The 17,978-nt window shown below is 70.0% G+C and carries 17 protein-coding genes; 14 read left to right on the top strand and 3 right to left on the bottom strand.

Features of this window, described 5'->3' with window-relative positions; genetic code table 11:
* On the top strand, positions 1–427 hold a 427-nt coding region (locus QM633_RS11900), incomplete at its 5' end, for a phosphoribosyltransferase family protein (RefSeq protein WP_415153974.1).
* A gap of 38 nt (positions 428–465) precedes the next feature.
* On the opposite strand, the gene QM633_RS11895 is transcribed toward QM633_RS11900, so the two are convergent.
* Positions 466–804 carry a P-II family nitrogen regulator gene (locus tag QM633_RS11895; protein WP_415153973.1) on the bottom strand — a complete coding sequence of 113 codons (339 nt, stop codon included), beginning with the start codon at positions 802–804 and terminating at the stop codon, positions 466–468.
* Positions 801–2,162, bottom strand: coding sequence for an ammonium transporter (locus QM633_RS11890; RefSeq protein WP_415153976.1), 1,362 nt, complete (start codon positions 2,160–2,162; stop codon positions 801–803). Before QM633_RS11890 ends, QM633_RS11895 begins: the two co-directional genes overlap by 4 nt.
* A gap of 267 nt (positions 2,163–2,429) precedes the next feature.
* Here QM633_RS11890 and hpf point away from each other — a divergent pair, with 267 nt between their 5' ends.
* The 6 genes from hpf to secA all read left to right on the top strand — a co-directional run bounded on the left by hpf (position 2,430) and on the right by secA (position 9,920).
* On the top strand, positions 2,430–3,053 hold the full coding sequence (gene hpf / locus QM633_RS11885; protein ID WP_415153972.1) for a ribosome hibernation-promoting factor, HPF/YfiA family: 624 nt from the start codon (positions 2,430–2,432) through the stop codon (positions 3,051–3,053).
* 74 nt (positions 3,054–3,127) lie between these two features.
* Positions 3,128–4,357, top strand: coding sequence for a winged helix-turn-helix domain-containing protein (locus tag QM633_RS11880; protein WP_415153971.1), 1,230 nt, complete (start codon positions 3,128–3,130; stop codon positions 4,355–4,357).
* Positions 4,358–4,485: 128 nt separating this feature from the next.
* Entirely contained in the window at positions 4,486–5,313 is an 828-nt protein-coding gene (locus QM633_RS11875) for a transporter substrate-binding domain-containing protein (RefSeq protein WP_415153970.1), read from the top strand.
* 60 nt (positions 5,314–5,373) lie between these two features.
* Complete coding sequence (locus tag QM633_RS11870; protein WP_415153969.1) at positions 5,374–6,174, top strand: amino acid ABC transporter permease; 801 nt, start codon at positions 5,374–5,376, stop codon at positions 6,172–6,174.
* On the top strand, positions 6,171–6,983 hold the full coding sequence (locus QM633_RS11865; protein ID WP_415153968.1) for an amino acid ABC transporter ATP-binding protein: 813 nt from the start codon (positions 6,171–6,173) through the stop codon (positions 6,981–6,983). The genes QM633_RS11870 and QM633_RS11865 overlap by 4 nt, the downstream gene beginning before the upstream one ends.
* A 108-nt stretch (positions 6,984–7,091) precedes the next feature.
* A complete protein-coding gene (secA, locus tag QM633_RS11860) occupies positions 7,092–9,920 on the top strand; it encodes a preprotein translocase subunit SecA (RefSeq protein ID WP_415153975.1) in 2,829 nt (942 codons plus the stop codon).
* Positions 9,921–10,011: 91 nt separating this feature from the next.
* Here secA and QM633_RS11855 read toward each other — a convergent pair whose 3' ends face one another.
* On the bottom strand, positions 10,012–10,518 hold the full coding sequence (locus QM633_RS11855; RefSeq protein WP_415153967.1) for an Rv3235 family protein: 507 nt from the start codon (positions 10,516–10,518) through the stop codon (positions 10,012–10,014).
* Positions 10,519–10,826: 308 nt separating this feature from the next.
* Here QM633_RS11855 and QM633_RS11850 point away from each other — a divergent pair, with 308 nt between their 5' ends.
* From QM633_RS11850 to QM633_RS11820, 7 genes are all read left to right on the top strand, one after another.
* Complete coding sequence (locus QM633_RS11850; RefSeq protein WP_415153966.1) at positions 10,827–12,071, top strand: hypothetical protein; 1,245 nt, start codon at positions 10,827–10,829, stop codon at positions 12,069–12,071.
* Positions 12,072–12,188: 117 nt separating this feature from the next.
* Positions 12,189–13,460, top strand: coding sequence for a wax ester/triacylglycerol synthase domain-containing protein (locus QM633_RS11845; protein WP_415153965.1), 1,272 nt, complete (start codon positions 12,189–12,191; stop codon positions 13,458–13,460).
* Positions 13,460–13,927 (top strand): DUF6912 family protein, encoded by a 468-nt coding sequence (locus tag QM633_RS11840; RefSeq protein WP_415153964.1) that lies wholly within the window; start codon positions 13,460–13,462, stop codon positions 13,925–13,927. The genes QM633_RS11845 and QM633_RS11840 overlap by 1 nt, the downstream gene beginning before the upstream one ends.
* A 44-nt stretch (positions 13,928–13,971) precedes the next feature.
* Positions 13,972–14,769, top strand: coding sequence for a Ku protein (locus tag QM633_RS11835; RefSeq protein ID WP_415153963.1), 798 nt, complete (start codon positions 13,972–13,974; stop codon positions 14,767–14,769).
* Positions 14,770–14,893: 124 nt separating this feature from the next.
* Positions 14,894–16,528 carry an L-glutamate gamma-semialdehyde dehydrogenase gene (gene pruA / locus QM633_RS11830; RefSeq protein WP_415153962.1) on the top strand — a complete coding sequence of 545 codons (1,635 nt, stop codon included), beginning with the start codon at positions 14,894–14,896 and terminating at the stop codon, positions 16,526–16,528.
* A 97-nt stretch (positions 16,529–16,625) separates the two neighbouring features.
* A complete protein-coding gene (locus QM633_RS11825) occupies positions 16,626–17,117 on the top strand; it encodes a hypothetical protein (protein WP_415153961.1) in 492 nt (163 codons plus the stop codon).
* A gap of 76 nt (positions 17,118–17,193) precedes the next feature.
* Entirely contained in the window at positions 17,194–17,880 is a 687-nt protein-coding gene (locus QM633_RS11820) for a hypothetical protein (protein WP_415153960.1), read from the top strand.
* The last annotated feature ends 98 nt before the right edge of the window (positions 17,881–17,978 follow it).

Genomic DNA, 17,978 nt, shown 5'->3' with positions numbered 1-17,978 from the left:
CGCGGCGGTCGCCGCCGCGGTGCTCGCCGGCGGGAGCGCGCTGCCCGTCCTGCTCGTTCCGGTGCCCACGGTCGCGGCGCACGTGGCTGACCGCGGGCTCGACCTCACCCTCGCGCTCGCGAGGGTCGCGACGGCCCGGCTCGGGGCGGCCGGGCTGGTGGTGCGGGTGTGGCCTGGACTGCGGATCCTCCGGCGGCCGGAGGATCAGTCCGGGTTGGACGGGGGAGAGCGCCTGGCCAATCTGGTCGGCGCCTTCGCCGCGCGGAGCCCACCGTGCGGGCGGGTGGTCGTGGTGGACGACATCGTCACGACAGGCGCAACCCTGGTCGAGGCGGTCCGGGCCTGCGCTGCCGCGGGAGCCGTCCCGGCCGCTGCGGCGACGGTGGCCGCCACGCCACGCACGGGCATGAGAAGGGGCGCCCGGTGAAACCGGGCGCCCCCTGGGGTGATGATGTTGGGAACGGGTCAGACCGCCGTGCTGCCGCTCTCACCGGTGCGGACCCGGACGACGGTGTCGACCGGGACGATCCACACCTTGCCGTCCCCGACCTGCCCGGTGCGGGCCGACTGGACGATGACGCCGGTGAGCGCCTCCGCCTCGTCGTCCTCGACCAGGACCTCGAGCCGAACCTTGGTGATGAAGTCGATGGTGTACTCCTCACCGCGGTAGACCTCGACGTGACCCCGCTGGCGCCCGTAGCCGGACACCTCGCTGATGGTCATGCCGCCCACACCGTGGCGCACCAGCGCCTTCTGCACGGTCTCCAGCATCTCGGGCTGGATGATCGCGGTTACCAGTTTCACTTGGAAGCTCCCGTCTTGGTCGCGGCCTCGTCGAGGTCGTCCTTGGTGAGCACGAGGGTGCGCTGCACCTTGTTGGTGTAGTAGACCGGGCTGAGGTCGTAGCCGGCCTCGGAGTGTTCGGCCAGGTCGATGCCGGACAGCTCGTCAGCCGGGCTGATCCGCCAACCGATGGTGTGCTTGATGATCAACGCGATGATGTAGGTCATCACGAAGGAGAAGATCATCACCGAGAAGGCGCCCACGGCCTGCCGCCAGAGTTGGTCGAAACCGCCGCCGTAGAACAGTCCGGACGCGGCCGGGCTGGCCGGGTCGCCGGAGGTCGCCGGGTCGGCGAAGAAGCCGATCAGCAGGGTGCCGATCAGGCCGCCGACCAGGTGGACGCCCACCACGTCGAGCGAGTCGTCGTAGCCGAACTTGTACTTCAGGCTGATCGCCCAGGCGCAGACCGCGCCGGCGATGGCGCCGATGAACAGGGCTCCGATCGGGCTGACCGAACCACACGCGGGCGTGATCGCGACCAGGCCGGCGACGATACCCGACGCCGCGCCGAGGGAGGTCGGATGGCCGTCGCGGACCTTCTCCACGATCAGCCAGGCGAGCATGGCGGCGGCGGTGGCGGCGAGCGTGTTGACCCAGGCGAGGCTGGCCAGCTGGCCGGCCGACACCGCGGAGCCGGCATTGAAGCCGAACCAGCCGAACCACAGCAGGGCGGCGCCCAGCATGACCAGGGTCATGTTGTGCGGCCGCATCGGCTTGGTGCCGAACCCGATTCGGGGACCCAGGACGAGGGCCAGCACCAGCGCGGCGGTGCCCGCGTTGATATGGATCGCCGTGCCGCCGGCGAAGTCCAGGGCGCCGATCACGTTGGCGATCCAGCCGCCGATGACGGTGCCGTCGTCGTTGCTGAACGCGAACACCCAGTGCGCGGCGGGGAAGTAGACGAAGGTGCCCCACAGCACGGTGAACAGCGTCCATGCGCCGAACGAGGCGCGGTCGGCGATGGCGCCGGAGACCAGGGCGACGGTGATGATGGCGAAGCAGGCCTGGAAGGCGACGAAGGCGAGGCCGGGGTAGGTGTCGCCGGTGTCCAGCAGCAGGCTCTGCAGGCCCGCGTACTCCAGCGGGTTGCCGATAATGCCGAGGCCGCCCACGGAGTTCCCGAACGCCATGCTGTAGCCGTAGAGCACCCACAGCACGCCGATGACCCCCATCGAGATGAAGCTCATCATCATCATGTTCAGAACGCTCTTGGCCCTGACCATGCCACCGTAGAAGAGCGCGAGACCGGGGGTCATCAGCAGCACGAGCGCGGCGCTGGTGAGGATCCAGGCGGTGTCGCCGGAGTTGAGTTCCAACATCATGGCGAAAAGGGTGGCCGAGGCCTGTTACGTCCCGATTCATCCGGTGTTACGGGCCGGTTAGGGCGTGTTACAGGCTGGTTGCGGCGCCAGGGCAGGCACAGGAAGAACACAGCGCGAAGCGCTGGCAAACTGGCGGTCCCCCGACTACGTTGGGGCTATGGCACCAAGGCCAGTAACCAGTCCTCGCGGACGGGGAGCCGGGCGGGTGCCTTTGCTGTTTGGGCAAGCCGCACGCGGTTTGCGGCACCGACCGAGGAGGTAGACATGGACGTCCTGGTTACTGGCCGGCACTGCCAGATCCCTGACGATTTCCGCGCTCGGGTCGAGGACAAGATGGCCTCGATCGAGAAGCTGAAGGACCGGGTGATGCGGGTGGAGGTGCAGGTCTCCGCCTACGGCTACAAACGACAGCCCGACCAGTCGACCCGGGTGGAGATCACCCTGCGCAGCCGCGGACCGGTGGTGCGCGCGGAGGCCTCGGCCGACGACAAGACGGTCGCCTTCGACCACGCCCTGGACCGGCTCAAGTCGCAGCTGCGGCGTGCGTCCGACCGGCGCAAGACCCACCGGGGCCTGCGCAACTCCGGCAGCGTCGTGGACGTGGTCGAGGGCGTCACCTCCGAGAGCGACGACGTGCGCCCGGAGATCCGCAAGATCGCGGGGCTCGAGGTGCAGGGCGACGGGCCACTGGTCGTGCGGGAGAAGAACTTCGACGCGGTCCCGTTGACCCTCGCGCAGGCGCTGGACGAGATGGAGCTGGTCGGCCACGACTTCTTCCTCTACGTGGACGCGGAGACCGGGGCGCCGAGCGCGGTCTACCGCCGCAGGGCCTACGACTACGGCGTCATCCACCTCAACGTGGACGCCGACCAGCAGGCCACGGCCTGATCCGGGCGCGGGGGCGCGGAGGCGTCCGCCCGGCGCGCCCTGGGCATGTCGGAGGGCGTCGCTAGGCTCGCGCCGTGACCGCCGAACTCACCGCTGCCCAGGCCCGCCGGATCGTGCTCACCGCCCAGGGGTTGGGGCGCCGTCCGCAGGGCGAGCCGGGCACCCGCCAGCTCCAGGGTGTGGTCGGCCGGCTCGGCCAGCTGCAGATCGACTCGGTCAACGTCTGTGTGCGCGCGCACTACATGCCGCTGTTCACCCGGCTCGGACCCTACGACCGCGGCCTGCTCGATCGGGCGGGCAACCGCGCGCCGCGGCGGGTCTACGAGTTCTGGGGCCACGCCGCGTGCCTGCTCGACGTGCAGCTGCAGCCGACGCTCAGGTTCCGGATGGAGGCTCGCCGGGAGCGTCCGGACGGCTGGAGCCTGCGCCTGCTCGCCGACCACCCTGGCCTGGTCGAGAAGGTGTACGCGCAGGTCGCCGAGCGGGGGCCGTTGACCGCGCGGCAGGTCGAGCACGACGAGCAGCGCACCAGGGGGAGCTGGTGGAACTGGTCGGCGGTCAAGCACGCGTGCGAGTGGCTGTTCGCGGTCGGCGATCTCACCAGCGCCGGACGCAACAGCCAGTTCGAGCGCCGGTACGACCTGCCCGAGCGGGTTCTGCCGCAGGCCGTCCTCGCCACCCCCACGCCGACCGAGGAGGAGGCACGGCTCACGCTGGCCCGTCGTGCGGCGGCCGCACTGGGGGTCTTCACCCCGACCTGGCTCGCCGAGTACTTCTACACCGACCGCGCCCGGACCTCCGTCGCGCTCGACCGCCTGGTCGCCTCCGGCGAGGTGGAGCGGGTCGGCGTCCGCGGCTGGTCGGGGCCTGCCTACCTGTGGGCGGAGGCGGCGCGCCCGCGCCGCGTGCGCGTGGACGCTCTGGTCGCCCCGTTCGACCCGCTGGTGTTCGACCGCGCTCGGCTGCTGGAGGTGTTCGGCACCCACTACCGGATCGGCCTGTACACCCCGAAGGCCGACCGGGTGCACGGCTACTACGTCTACCTGTTCGTGATGGACGAGCTGATCGCCGCCCGGGTCGACCTGAAGGCTGACCGCAGAGCCGGGGCACTGCGCGTCCAGTCGGCGTGGCGCGAGGACGGTGCGCCGGAGGGGGAGACGGCCGCCCGGCTCGCCGCGGAGTTGCGCCGGATGGCCGACTGGCTGGGGCTGGCCGGCATCGCGGTGGAGGACAGGGGCGACCTGGCCGGAGCGTTGCGGGCCGTCCGCGATGTGCCGCTCCCCGGCCGGGAGGTCATTTCGTAGTGAAATCGTGATGATGGAGCCGTCCGGGGCGGGGTAGTGTAACGCCACCTTCACACGGGGTGGGTAGCGTCACGGGTCGTTCCGCATCCCGGGGAAAGCCCGATCTCTTCGAGAAAGTAGTCCACCTCATGCTCGTCAAGAAGTCCATGACCGTGGCGGCCTCCGTGGCCGCGATCGCGCTCGCACTGACCGCCTGTACCTCCAGCACGCCGGCCGCCCCGGCCAGCTCGGAGTCCGCCTCCTCCACTGCTCCCGCGGTCGACTACCAGCTCGTCACCGCAGGCACCCTGACCGTGTGCTCCGACGTCCCCTACGCTCCGTTCGAGGTGGAGGACGCCACCACGGCCAGCGGGTACAGCGGCTTCGACATCGACCTGATGGACGCCATCGCAACGAAGCTCGGCCTGAAGCTGGCTGTGATCGACTCCGACTTCGACGCCCTCCAGTCCGGCACCGTGCTGGTGGCGAACCAGTGCGACCTGGCCGCTTCGGCGATGACGATCACCGACGAGCGCAAGCAGAACCTCGACTTCTCCGACCCGTACTACGACTCGCTGCAGTCGTTGCTGGTCAAGACCGACTCCGGCATCACGAACCTCGCCGGCACCGCGGGCAAGAAGATCGGCGTCCAGAAGGGCACCACCGGCAAGTCCTACGCGACGAAGAACGCGCCCTCGACGGCCGAGATCGTGGACTTCCCGTCCGACGGCGAACTGTGGCCCGCCATCCAGGCCGGTCAGATCGACGCGATCCTGCAGGACCAGCCGGTGAACCACACCCACGAGGTCGCGGATCCCAGCTACAAGATCGTCGAGACGTACAACACCGACGAGTCCTACGGTTTCGCCTTCGCCAAGGGCAAGAAGCTCGAGTTGCAGAAGGCGATCAACGACCAGCTGACGGCGATGAAGTCCGACGGCAGCTACGACACGCTGTACAAGAAGTACTTCGGCTGATCCCTCGGGGGCCGGGACGTCGCCTCCCGGCCCCCGAACCCGACGACCATTGGACGTGAGTTGAGCATCCTCCCGTATCTGAGGCCCACCGTCAGGCAGCGCGTGGGACGGTTCGCGTCCTACGCGGTCGGAATCCTCTTCATCGTCGGCGTCGTCGTCATGGCGGACTGGCCGACGATCAGCCACCAGTTCTTCAACGCGGAGGTCGCGGCCAAGATGTGGCCGGCGATCGTCACGATCGCGATGAAGAACACGTTGCTGTACACCTTCGCGAGCTTCATCCTCGGCTCGATCCTGGCGGTGCTGCTGGCCGTGATGAAGGTCGCCGGCGGGCCGCTCAGTTGGTTCGCCATCGTGTTCATCGAGTTTTTCCGGGGCATCCCTGCGCTGCTGACCCTGTTCAGCGCGGCGTTCGTGGTGCCTATCGCCTTCGGGTTCAAGCTACCGGGTGGCGGTGTGGGAGCCGGCATTCTGGGCCTCACCCTCGTCACTGGCGCGTACGCGGCGGAGATCATCCGCGCTGGCATCCAGGCCGTCCCCCCTGGCCAGCTCGAGGCCGCGCGCTCGCTCGGCATGGGTTCAGGCCAGACCATGTTCTTCGTCGTGCTGCCCCAGGCCATGCGCATCGTCATCCCGCCGATGACCAACGAGTTCGTGATGCTGCTGAAGGACAGCTCGCTGCTGTTCATCGTGGGCATGGGGGTGTTCGACAAGGAGCTCACCACGTTCGCCAGAGACGCTCTCAGCACGACGTCCAACGCGACGCCGCTGTTCATGGCCGCCCTCGCCTACCTGATCGTCACGCTGCCGCTGACCTGGCTGGTCGGGCTGCTCGAGAAGAAGCTGGATCCCAAGCGATGAGCACCAACCTGTTCCCGGACCTGGACTCCGCGCAGCCCCCGGTGGTGATCACCGGCCTGCACAAGAGCTTCGGCGACAACGAGGTGCTCAAGGGCATCGACCTGACCGTCGAGCAGGGCGAGGTCGTCTGCGTGATCGGGCCGTCCGGCTCGGGCAAGTCGACCCTGCTGCGCTGCGTGAACCTGCTCGAGGAGCCGACCGGCGGTTCGATCACCCTGCTCGGCGCGGCGATGACCGACCCGGACGTCGAGCTGAACCAGGTGCGCACGCACGTCGGCATGGTGTTCCAGTCGTTCAACCTGTTCCCCAACATGACCGCGCTCGGAAACTGCGTGATCGCCCAGCGCCAGGTGCTCAGGCGGTCGAAGGCCGAGGCCGTCGAGATCGCGAGGAAGAACCTCGAACTCGTCGGGCTGTCCGACCGGATGGACTACCACCCTGCCAAGCTTTCCGGCGGTCAGCAGCAGCGCGTCGCGATCGCCCGGGCCCTGTCCATGGACCCGAAGGTGATGCTCTTCGACGAGCCGACCGCAGCACTGGACCCCGAGCTGGTCGGCGACGTGCTGGCCGTGATGCGCGACCTCGCCGAGGCGGGGATGACGATGATCGTGGTCACCCACGAGATGCTGTTCGCCCGGGACGTGTCGGACCGGACGATCTTCATGGATGGCGGCGTGATCGTCGAGGAGGGCCCGTCGGCCGAGCTGATCACCGCGCCGCGCGAGAAGCGGACGCAGGTGTTCCTCAAGCGCGTGCTCGACCCGACGCACATCGAGGACTCCGAGCTGGGGGAGACCGAGCCCGACTGAGGCGGGTCCGCGCGCGGCGGGCTGGGGGCCTCGCGTAGGATGGGGAAGCCGTTGCGCTGACGCGTGACGCTGCCGCCGCGCGATCAGGAAGCGATAACCGTGGGTCTACTGGACAAGATGCTGCACATGGGCGAAGGCCGCCAGCTCAAGAAGCTGAAGGTCGTCTCCGCCCAGGTGAACTCGATCGAGCCGGACTTCGAGGCCATGTCGGACGAGGAGCTGCGCGGCCAGACCGCGGAGTTCAAGGAGCGGATCGAGAACGGAGAGAGCCTGGACTCGATCATGCCGGAGGCGTTCGCGACCGTCCGCGAGGCCAGCCGGAGGGTGCTTGGCAAGCGGCACTTCGATGTCCAGATCGAGGGCGCCGCCGCCCTGCACTGGTGCAACATCGCCGAGATGAAGACCGGTGAGGGCAAGACCCTCGTCGCGGTCCTCGCGTCCTACCTCAATGCCCTGTCCGGCAAGGGTGTGCACGTCGTCACGGTGAACGACTACCTGGCCAAGTTCCAGTCCGAGCAGATGGGCCGCATCCACCACTTCCTCGGCCTGAAGGTCGGCGCGATCCTGTCGGCGATGACGCCCGCCGAGCGGCGCGAGGCCTACGCCTGCGACATCACCTACGGCACCAACAACGAGTTCGGCTTCGACTACCTGCGCGACAACATGGCGCTGAGCCTGAGCGACTGCGTCCAGCGTGGCCACCACTACGCGATCGTTGACGAGGTCGACTCGATCCTGGTGGACGAGGCCCGCACGCCGCTGATCATCTCCGGCCCCGCCGAGGACAACTCCTCGTGGTACCCGGAGTTCGCCAAGCTCGTCCGCGGCCTGTCCAGGGACACCCACTACGAGGTGGACGAGAAGAAGCGCACGGTCTCCGTCCTCGAGCCCGGCATCACCGCCGTCGAGGACCGGCTGGGCATCGAGAACCTCTACGAGTCGGCCAACACGCCGCTGATCTCCTACCTGAACAACGCCATCAAGGCCAAGGAGTTGTTCAAGCGGGACAAGGACTACGTGATCATGGACGGTGAGGTGCTCATCGTCGACGAGCACACCGGGCGCACCCTGGTCGGCCGCCGGTACAACGAGGGCCTGCACCAGGCGCTGGAGGCCAAGGAGAACGTCGAGATCAAGGACGAGTACCAGACGCTCGCCACGATCACACTGCAGAACTACTTCCGCATGTACGACAAGCTCGCGGGAATGACCGGCACGGCCAAGACCGAGGAGAGCGAGTTCCAGAAGATCTACGGCCTGGGTGTCCTGCCGATCGACACCAACAAGCCGATGATCCGCAGGGACAACGCCGACCTGATCTATCGCACCGAGACCGCAAAGTTCGCCGCCGTGGTGGCGGACGTGGTGGAGCGCCACGAGGCCGGCCAGCCGATCCTGATCGGCACCGCGAGCGTGGCGAAGTCGGAGATCATCTCGAAGCTGCTCAAGCAGGCCGGGGTCAAGCACGAGGTGCTGAACGCGAAGAACCACGCGCGCGAGGCGGCGATCATCGCCCTGGCCGGACGCAGGGGCGCGGTGACCGTCGCCACCAACATGGCTGGTCGCGGGACGGACATCATTCTGGGCGGCAACCCCGAGTTCCTCGCCGACCAGGTGCTGCAGGGCAAGGGCCTGGACCCGGTAGAGCATGCCGAGGAGTACGAGGCCGCGTGGCCGGAGACCCTGGAGGCGATCGAGAAGCAGGTCGCCGACGAGCACGACGAGGTCGTCGAACTGGGCGGCCTCTACGTGGTCGGCTCCGAGCGCCACGAGTCGCGGCGCATCGACAACCAGCTGCGCGGCCGGTCGGGCCGCCAGGGCGACCCGGGCGAGAGCCGGTTCTACCTCTCGCTCGAGGACGACCTGATGCGGCTGTTCAAGTCCGACATCATCGACTGGGTCCTGCAGACCCTGAAGGTGCCCGACGACCAGCCGATCGAGAACAGCCGGGTCTCCAAGTCTGTCCAGCAGGCGCAGGAGCAGGTCGAGGCGATGAACTTCGAGATGCGCAAGAACGTCCTGAAGTACGACGACGTGATGAACCGGCAGCGGCACGCGATCTACGGCGACCGCCGGCGCGTGCTGGAGGGCACCGACGTCTCCGAGCAGCTGCGCACCACCGTCAACACGGTGGTCGAGCAGTACGTCCGCGGCCTCACCGAGGGGTTCGTGGAGGACTGGGACCTCGAGGCGCTGTGGACGCAGCTGCGCACGCTCTACCCGGTCACGCTGGACATCGCCGACTACGAGGGCCGCGCCGACCTGGCCGTCGAGCAGCTGGTCGAAGACTTCCAGGCCGATGCCCAGAAGGCGTACGACGCGCGCACCGAGGCGCTCGGCGAGGAGACCATGCGCGAGTTCGAGCGCCAGGTACTGCTCACCGTGCTCGACCGGAAGTGGCGCGAGCACCTCTACGAGATGGACTACCTGCGGGAGGGCATCGGCCTGCGCGCGATGGCCCAGCGCGACCCGCTCGTGGAGTACCAGCGCGAGGGCGGCGACATGTTCAACGCCATGATGGAGGCCTTCTCCGAGGAGGTCGTCGGCTATCTGTTCAACCTGCAGGTGCAGGTGGAACCCGCGCCGCAGGTCGGCCTGGTTCCCGGGGCCAATGGCAGGCCGGTGACGGCCGCCGGCCTGTTGGAGTCCGGGCCCGACGACGACCTGCCCGACCTCGGCAAGGAAGGTTTCGACAAGCGCGTCGTCCCTGCACCCGAGGAGCCCGCGTTGACCCGGCGCCCGGCCCTGAAGGCGAAGGGCCTCCAGCCGAAGGCGGCGCGTCCGATGGCCTACTCCGCGCCGAGCGAGTCGGGAGAGGCCAGGAAGTCGGGCACGCAGACCGCGACCGCCGATCCCTTCGCCGGCGTGGGCCGCAATGCCCCCTGCCCCTGCGGCTCGGGCAAGAAGTACAAGCTCTGCCACGGACGCTCCAGCTGACCGGCACGAAGGAACCGTCCCCGGCGTGACCGGCACGAGGGGACGGGCTTTCGCAGCCAGATCGTACGAGGGGGCGGTTCTCTCGTACCGGTCAGTTGGCCAGCGGGTTGATCCAGCCCGCCCTGTGCACGACGCCCGCGTCCAGTGAGATCACCAGGTGGGTGGCGACCCAGCGTCCCCTGCGGCGACTGATCCGTAGGGCGGCCGCCCGGGACGCGTTCCCTGTGCGCAGGTGTGCGGACACCTCCAGTGCGTCGTCGTGCGGCGCCTGGACACGGACCGAGTGCAGCCGCAGGCCGAACCAGGGACGGGCTGCCCGCAGGCGTTCCAGCAGGGCCAGGACGTCGGCTTCGGCCCACAGCTCGAGTTGGAGCGCCGAGCGCTGCCCGCAGAGCACCTCCACGAGCGCGGACATCAACGAGGTCGCCAGCTGGCGGAGCGCCGGATCGAGCGAGGTCCCCGGTGCCGCGACGTGGGGGTCGACAGCCCACGGCAGGACGGGTTGGTCGGGCGCAGGGAACACGACCGGCTCCACGAGGGGTACGGCGGGCGGGCGTGAGGCCGGCGCGGGTCGGCAGCGGGCGAGGGTGGGATCCATGGCACCTCCTCGGTGGGATGGTGCCACTGTGCGCCTGCCGCCCCCGTCGCCGACAAGAGGGTGGGACCACATCTGTGGACAACTCCCCAGAACTCGCGGTCACAGAGTCGGGGACGGTTCTTCTCTTGGTCCGTTCGGGGGTTGGGGACGGTTCTTCTCTTGGTCCGTTCGGGGGTTGGGGACGGTTCTTCTCTCGGTCCGTTCTCGGGGGCGCGGGCGGGTGGACCGAATGAGGAACCGTCCCCAATTCAATCCGGATCCCGCCGTTCGGGCTCCGGACCCCTAGCCTGTGCGCAAAGGGGGCACTGATGCACAGCGCATGGTTGTGGGTGGGAGTCGTCGTCGCCGTCGGCGCGTTGGTCGCGGGGGTGCTGCTGTGGCGCCGCCGCAGGTACCTCGCCCGGGTGAAGGCCCTGGGCTGGTCCCACGACTCGCGGCCGACGCTGGGGGCGGTCTCGGATCTGCACGCGCCGCCGTTCGCGCTCGGGCTGAGCAGGTCGATCGACGAGCTCGTCAGCGGCACGACCGCCGGCGGCGTCGGGTTCCGTGTGTTCGAGTACGACTACACCGGTGAGGGCCCACGGTTCTCCGGACGCGTCGCGGCGCTGGAACTGCCCTTCTGCCTGCCGGACGCGTTCATCTGCGGAGAGGGCGTGGACCGGGTCGGGATCGGCGTCGGTGGCCAGGAGCTCGTCCAGGCCGACGACCAGGGCGTCCGCGTGATCGCGGGGGACGCCTCGTACGCGGCCGATCTGCTCGCGGCGCTCGGTCCGGCGGCACGGACGTTCGGCCAGGCGGCCGGCAGGATCGACCTCGGTGTCGACGGCAACCATCTCGTGGCCGCCGGTGCACCCAAGGATCCCGAGCGGCTGGCCGGATTCCTGGCCGGTCTCGACCCGATCGCCCAGGTCGTGGCGGCGAGCGGGGCGTTGCGCAGCCGGCAGGTCGCCGCGGCCCCGGCATCGGCGTACTACGGGCATCCCGACTGGGCCTGGGTAGGCGTCGACGACAGCGTCCTGGACCAGTACCCGGTGACGTCCGGCGGTTACGGACACCGCACCGAGGACGTCGTCCGTGGCCTGCGCGACGGCATCCGGATGGACGCGTTCACCCACCACTGGAAGACCGACCGCACCGTCACCGAGACCGACTCCGAGGGCCACATCCACACCCGCACCGAGACCGACCTCCACTCCGAACCGGTGTGCGGATTCCGACTCCCGTTCGCGCTGCCGTCGATCTCGCTCAACGGCGGCCACGTCGGCCCCAAGGTCCGGTTCGAGAGCAGCGACTTCAACGCCGCCTTCACCGTGCGGACGTCGGAGGCGAAGTTCGCCTCCGACGTCACGCACCCGCGCATGATGGAGTGGCTGCTCGCGACCCGTCCCTGCGGGTGGACCGTGCAGGCACAGGTGGTCAGCTTCGAGGTCCGCCAGCACGACCTGCTGGTCGTCGACGGCTGCGAGGCCACCCTGCGTGGCTGGCTGGGCCGGATTCCGCGGTTCGTCTGGCAGGACCTGGGCGTACCGGCGCCGGCGTACCTGGTCGAATGACGGCTGGGTAGGGTGGACGCGTGAACACCCCACGGAGTTCTGCTCCGCCGCAGCGCGCCCCCGAACAACTCCGTGGGGACCCCGGTGCGCACGCCACCGAGTTCTGCGGGGACCACGATGAGTGAGCCGGTGACGGTGACCGAGGCGGCCCTGCTCGCCCGCGACCAGCAGTCGCAGCCGTGGCAGCAGGCCGTCGTCGCGATGCTGTCCGGCCCGCTCACCCGTGCCGAGCTGATCGACCGGATGGCGGATCGGATCGAGTACGCGCCGAGGTTCCGCCGGCTGGTCGGCGGCTGGCCGATGCCCGCCTGGGTGGACGACACCACCTTCAGCGTTGCCGGTCACGTCCGGACCGACTCGCTGGCCGCGGGGCAGCGGATGGAGGACTGGCTGGCGGCACGGTTGACCGAGCCGCTCGACCGCACCCACCCGCTGTGGCAGGCCACCCTCGTCGGAGGGATCGCTCCCGGGACGCAGGCGCTCGTGATGCGCGTCCACCCCGCCCTCGTGGACGGCTACGACAACGTCCACCTGCTCCAGGAACTGTTCGACACCGAGCCTGCTCCGGTCAGTGCGCCGGCCACCGGCTGGGTGCCCGAGGACGCCCGGCCCCCCGGCCTGGCCGACATCGTGACCGGCCTCGCCGATCCGCTGGGGATGGTGACCGGTGCCGCGACCGGCCTGCTCGGCATGGTGGAGAACGCGGTCCGCACGCTGGCGGCGAGCCCCAGGCCCCAGTACGTCGCCGGCGTCGAGGTCGACCTCGACGTGCTGGCCGACCTCCGTGGACGCCACGGGTGCACCACCCACGACCTGCTGCTGGCGCTGGCCAGCGCGGGCGTCCGTGGTTGGTTGGAGGACAACCGGCGGCAGCTGGCCGACCCCGTCGCGCTGGTGCCGCTGGCCGTGCAGGAGCCCGCCGTGCTGGAGAGCGCGATCGGATGCCGGATCGCACCGTCCTGGCTCGGCCTGCCCGTCGGCGCATCCCCGGCCGGCGCATCCTCGGCCGGTGAGCGGTTGCGCACGCTGGCCACCCTGACCAGGGCGAGGATCGACACCGGGGTGAGCGTGCCCGCCCGGGACCTGATCGAGCTGGCCGGATTCGCCCCGCCCACCCTGCACGCGGTGGCCGCGGGCACCGTCGCCGCCGGACGTCCGCACACGATCACGATCAGCAACGTGCCGGGCCCCACCGGGAACCGCTACCTGGGCAGGGCGCGGTTGCGCCAGGTGTACGCGCTCACCGCGACCACCGACGACGAACAGGTGAACGTGTCGATCACGAGCTACCGGGGTCGGGTCACGCTGGGCGCGACGGCGGTGGCGCCCCTGCCGCACTGGGCCAGGGATGTCGGGGCCGAACTGGCCGCGCTGCGGGAGGAGCTCTGATGGCGCTCGTACTCGTCCCGATCAGCCCCGACCAGCTCGCCGATTGGGCGGACACCGGCATCCTGGCCGGGCCACGGCCCGGCTACGCTGTCACCCCGGGGCTGCGGTCGGCCTTCGCCCCGTCGGACGAGGAGGAGGCCGAGCACATCGCAGCGCTGGTCGCGTCGATCGCGGCCCTCGCCGCGACCGGTCACCGGCTGGTCGCCGTCGTCGAATGCTCCCCTCGGCCCGACACGACCGCCGACCCAGACTTCGGTGGCGTCACCGTCCCCGACCTCGCCTGGGCGAGCGTGCAGAGCCTGTTCGCGGACGCCCCGGACGCGGAGGGGCTTCCCGAGGCGGCCTCCGCTGCGGCAGGCTTGTCGCTCACGCAGGCCTGGGATCTCCCGGAGGTGGTCCGGCTGCTCGCGGAGGCGGACCTGCTGTGGCACGGCGCGGGGGAATGGCGCCAGCTGGGTACCGGTTGAGCACGTGACGTCCCGGACCGGGACGTGGAGGCGAGGAGGACGCGATGCCGAGGTCGATCTGGAAGGGCGCGGTGTCGTTCGGGCTCGTCACGATCCCGGTGAAGGTGTACGGCGCCACCGAGGAGAAGGACATCAGCTTCCGGCAGGTGCACCGGGCCGACCAGGGCCGGATCCGGTACAAGAGGGTCTGTGAGGTCTGCGGTGAGGAGGTGCCCTTCGCGGAGATCGTGAAGGGCTACGAGTCCGCCGACGGCCGCCTGGCGATCCTGGAGCCGTCCGATTTCGCCGACCTCCCTGCCGCCGACGGCAAGACGGTCGACGTGGTGCAGTTCGTGGACGTGGACGACATCGACCCGACCTACTTCGACCGGACCTACTTCCTCGAGGCGGAGAAGGTCGGCACCAAGCCGTACGTCCTGCTGCGTGAGGCGCTGACCGAGACCGGCAAGGCGGCGGTGGTGAAGGTGGCGCTGCGCTCCCGGGAGACCCTGGCCCTGATCCGGCCGGTGGGGGAGGTGCTGCGCATGCACACCATGCTTTGGCCCGACGAGCTGCGCGATTCCGCCTTCGCCGCCCCCGAGGGCGAGGTGAAGGTGAGCAAGGCGGAGGTGGCGATGGCCCGCTCCTTCATCGACCAGCTGTCCGGAGACTTCGACCCGGAGGCCTTCGCCGACGACTACCGCGAGGCGCTGGAGAAGGTCATCGAGGCCAAGCTGGAGGGGGTCGAGCTGCCCGCGCCCGAGGCCGCGCCGCAGGAGGCGCAGGTCGTCGACCTGGTCGCTGCGCTGCGCGCCTCCGTCGAAGCGGCGAAGAAGCGCCGCCAGGAGGCCGCGGCCAGCTGAGCCGGCCCCCTGCGGGAGCGTCCGGTGGCCGACGCTCCGGGGGCATTTCCGGCGAGTTCCACGAGCGTCGTGCCGGAGATGCTCCCGGGCGAGCGGACGGTGCCGGCGGCGCTAGAGTCGGGGGGTGGACGCGATCACCCAGGTACCGGCGCCGGTCAATGAACCGGTGCGCAGCTACGCCCCCGGCAGCCCGGAGCGGACGAGCCTGAAGGCGGAACTCGCCCGGCTCGCCAAGGAACCGGTGGACGTCGCTCCTGTCGTCGCCGGGACGGTGGGGGACGCCTCCGAGCACGTGCTCGAGGTGCGGATGCCCTCCGATCACTCGACCCTGCTCGCGCGGGTGCGGCAGTCCTCGGCGGATGACGCGGCGGCGGCGGTGGCGGCCGCCGGTCGCGCGAGGGCCGACTGGGCGGCCACGCCGTTCGACGAGCGGGCCGCGGTCTTCCTGCGGGCAGCCGAACTCCTGGCAGGACCTCGACGGGACCTGCTGAACGCCGCCACGATGCTGGGCCAGGGCAAGACCGCCCAGCAGGCCGAGATCGATTCCGCCTGTGAACTGATCGACTTCCTGCGGTTCAACGTGGCGTTCGCCCGCGAGCTGATGGCGCACCAGCCGATCAACTCCCCGGCGGTGTGGAACCGGCTCGACTACCGGCCGCTGGACGGGTTCGTGTACGCGATCACGCCGTTCAACTTCACCGCGATCGCCGGCAACCTGCCGACCGCGCCGGCGCTGATGGGCAACACGGTGATCTGGAAGCCGGCGCTCACCCAGACCTTCGCCGCGCACTTCTGGATGCAGCTGCTGACCGAGGCCGGCCTGCCCGAGGGCGTGATCAGCATGCTGCCCGGACACGGTGCGCAGGTGTCGGACGTGGTGCTCGGTGATCCTCACCTGGCCGGGATCCACTTCACCGGCTCGACCCGCGTGTTCCAGGGCCTGTGGGGAGAGGTCGGCTCGAACATCTCTCGCTACCGCGCCTACCCGCGCCTGGTAGGGGAGACCGGTGGCAAGGATTTCGTGGTCGCTCACCCCTCTGCAGACCCTGCGGCCGTGGTGGCCGGGCTGTTGCGGGGCGCGTTCGAGTACTCCGGTCAGAAGTGCTCGGCCGCGTCGAGGGCCTACCTGCCGCGCAGCCTGTGGAACCGGGTCCGCGACGACCTGGTCGGGCAGGTCGAGGCGCTGTCGGTGGGCGACGTCCGCGACTTCTCGCACTTCACCTCCGCCGTCATCGACGCCCGCGCGTTCGAGAAGCTGTCCGGTGCCATCGAGCGGGCCCGGTCCTCGGGAGACGCGGAGATCGTCGCGGGCGGCAGATATGACGCCAGTGAGGGGTGGTACGTCCGGCCCACGCTGATCACATCCGACAACCCGCACCAGGACATCTTCACCACCGAGTACTTCGGGCCCGTCCTCGGGATCTTCGTCTATGAGGACTCGAAGTACGATGAAGTACTTTCTCTGATCGACGACACCTCCTCGTACGCGCTCACCGGAGCCGTCTTCGCCACCGAACGGGCCGCGGTGGAGAAGGCCGCCCAGGTGCTGCGGCACGCCGCCGGCAACTTCTACATCAACGACAAGCCCACTGGCGCCGTCGTCGGCCAGCAGCCGTTCGGCGGTGGCCGGGCCTCGGGAACCAACGACAAGGCCGGCTCGATGTGGAACCTGATGCGCTGGACCAGCCCCCGCGCGATCAAGGAGAACCTGATCTCGCCGACCTCCACCGGCTACCCCCACATGCTGCCGGAGTCCTGAGCCCGATCCACGGCGTGCCACTGGTGCGATGCCCCCTCGGGGCGCCACAATCTCGCTGTGGCCGTTCGGGGGGACGGCCGGATCTGGGGGGATCGGCGTGGACGCCGAACAGGAATATCTGCTGCGAAGAATGCTGGACGCCTACGTGCCCGCGCCGGCGCCGCGTCCGCGGGGTGAGGGCCGGGAGCCGGTCATCCGCCGGTGGTCGGACCCGTCCGCGGCCGGGGCGATCAGGGAGTCGCTGGACGACTACGAGCGCGTGTTCTTCTCCGAAGGGGCGACCCTGGACCACGTCCAGGCCGTCGCCGAGCCGTGGCGAGCCAGCGGTCTGACGGCCCCGGAGGTGCAGCAGTGGCTCGACGCCGGGGTTCACCCGGACGAGCCGGAACTGGCGGTGGCCCTCGCGGGGGCAGGTTTCGCACCGCAGGAGGCCCGCAGGGCGACGGTCCGCTACCGGTCCGACACCCAGGTGATGAACGTGATCAGCGCCGTCCGCGACCGTACCGAGCAGGCCGTCTGGGCTGTCGAACTCAAGCAGCGGATCAGCCTCGCGCAGGGCGCGGCGGTGGACGCGCAGCGGGCGGGCTGAGCAGCTTCGCCCTCCCCTGACCGGGTGGGGCGGCTTCCACCTTGACCAAATCGAACGAGTGTTCGATCATCAATGAGTGGAGCGCGCGACCGACCTCGCCAGGGGTGAGCTGCTGGAACGCCTGCGGGCACAGATGGCCGTCCGGGAGGCGCGCGTGCGGCCGGCGCCGTTCCCGGTCCCTGTCGAGCTGGCGGGGCTGCTGGACGGGGGGCTGAAGCCCGGGTCCGCCTACTCGCTGGCCACGTCCGGCGCTCTCCTGCTGGCCCTCCTGGCCGGGCCGTCGGCCGACGGGCACTGGTGCGGGGTGGTGGGCGTCCCCGAGTTCGGGGCGGAGGCGGCGGGGCACGCCGGCGTGGCGCTGGACCGGCTCGCACTCGTCCCCGATCCGGGCGAGGAGTGGCTGGCCGTCACCGCCGCGCTGCTGGAGGCCGTGCCCGTCGTCGTGGTCCGTCCGGTCGGGCGGGTGCGCGAGGCGGACGCGGCCCGGCTGGGCTCCCGGCTGCGGGACCGGGGCTCTGTACTACTCGTGCACGGGCCGTGGCCACGGGCCGAGGCGCTACTGACCCTGGAGGAGGCCCGCTGGAGCGGCCTGGGCGACGGGTTCGGTTACCTGTCCAGCCGCGAGGTGACCGTGACCGTCAGTTCCCGACGGGTTCCGGTTCCGCGCAGCGCGCGGCTGGTGCTGCCGACTCCGGACGGCCGGCTGGCGGGGGTGCCGTCGGTTCCCCTGGTGCAGCCGGCCCCGCTGCGGGCGGTGGGCTGATGAGGCCTGTGGCGCAGACGCTGCCGAAAGATGCAGAGGCTGCCGGAATCGCGGCGGCGCGGACGAGTTCCGGCAGCGTCTGTGGTGGGGAGCGGTGT

The organism is Propionicimonas sp., from assembly GCF_047606205.1.
GTDB lineage: Bacteria > Actinomycetota > Actinomycetes > Propionibacteriales > Propionibacteriaceae > Propionicimonas.
Note: the sequence above shows the minus strand (reverse complement) of the source record. Positions and strands in the feature narration are given on the sequence as shown.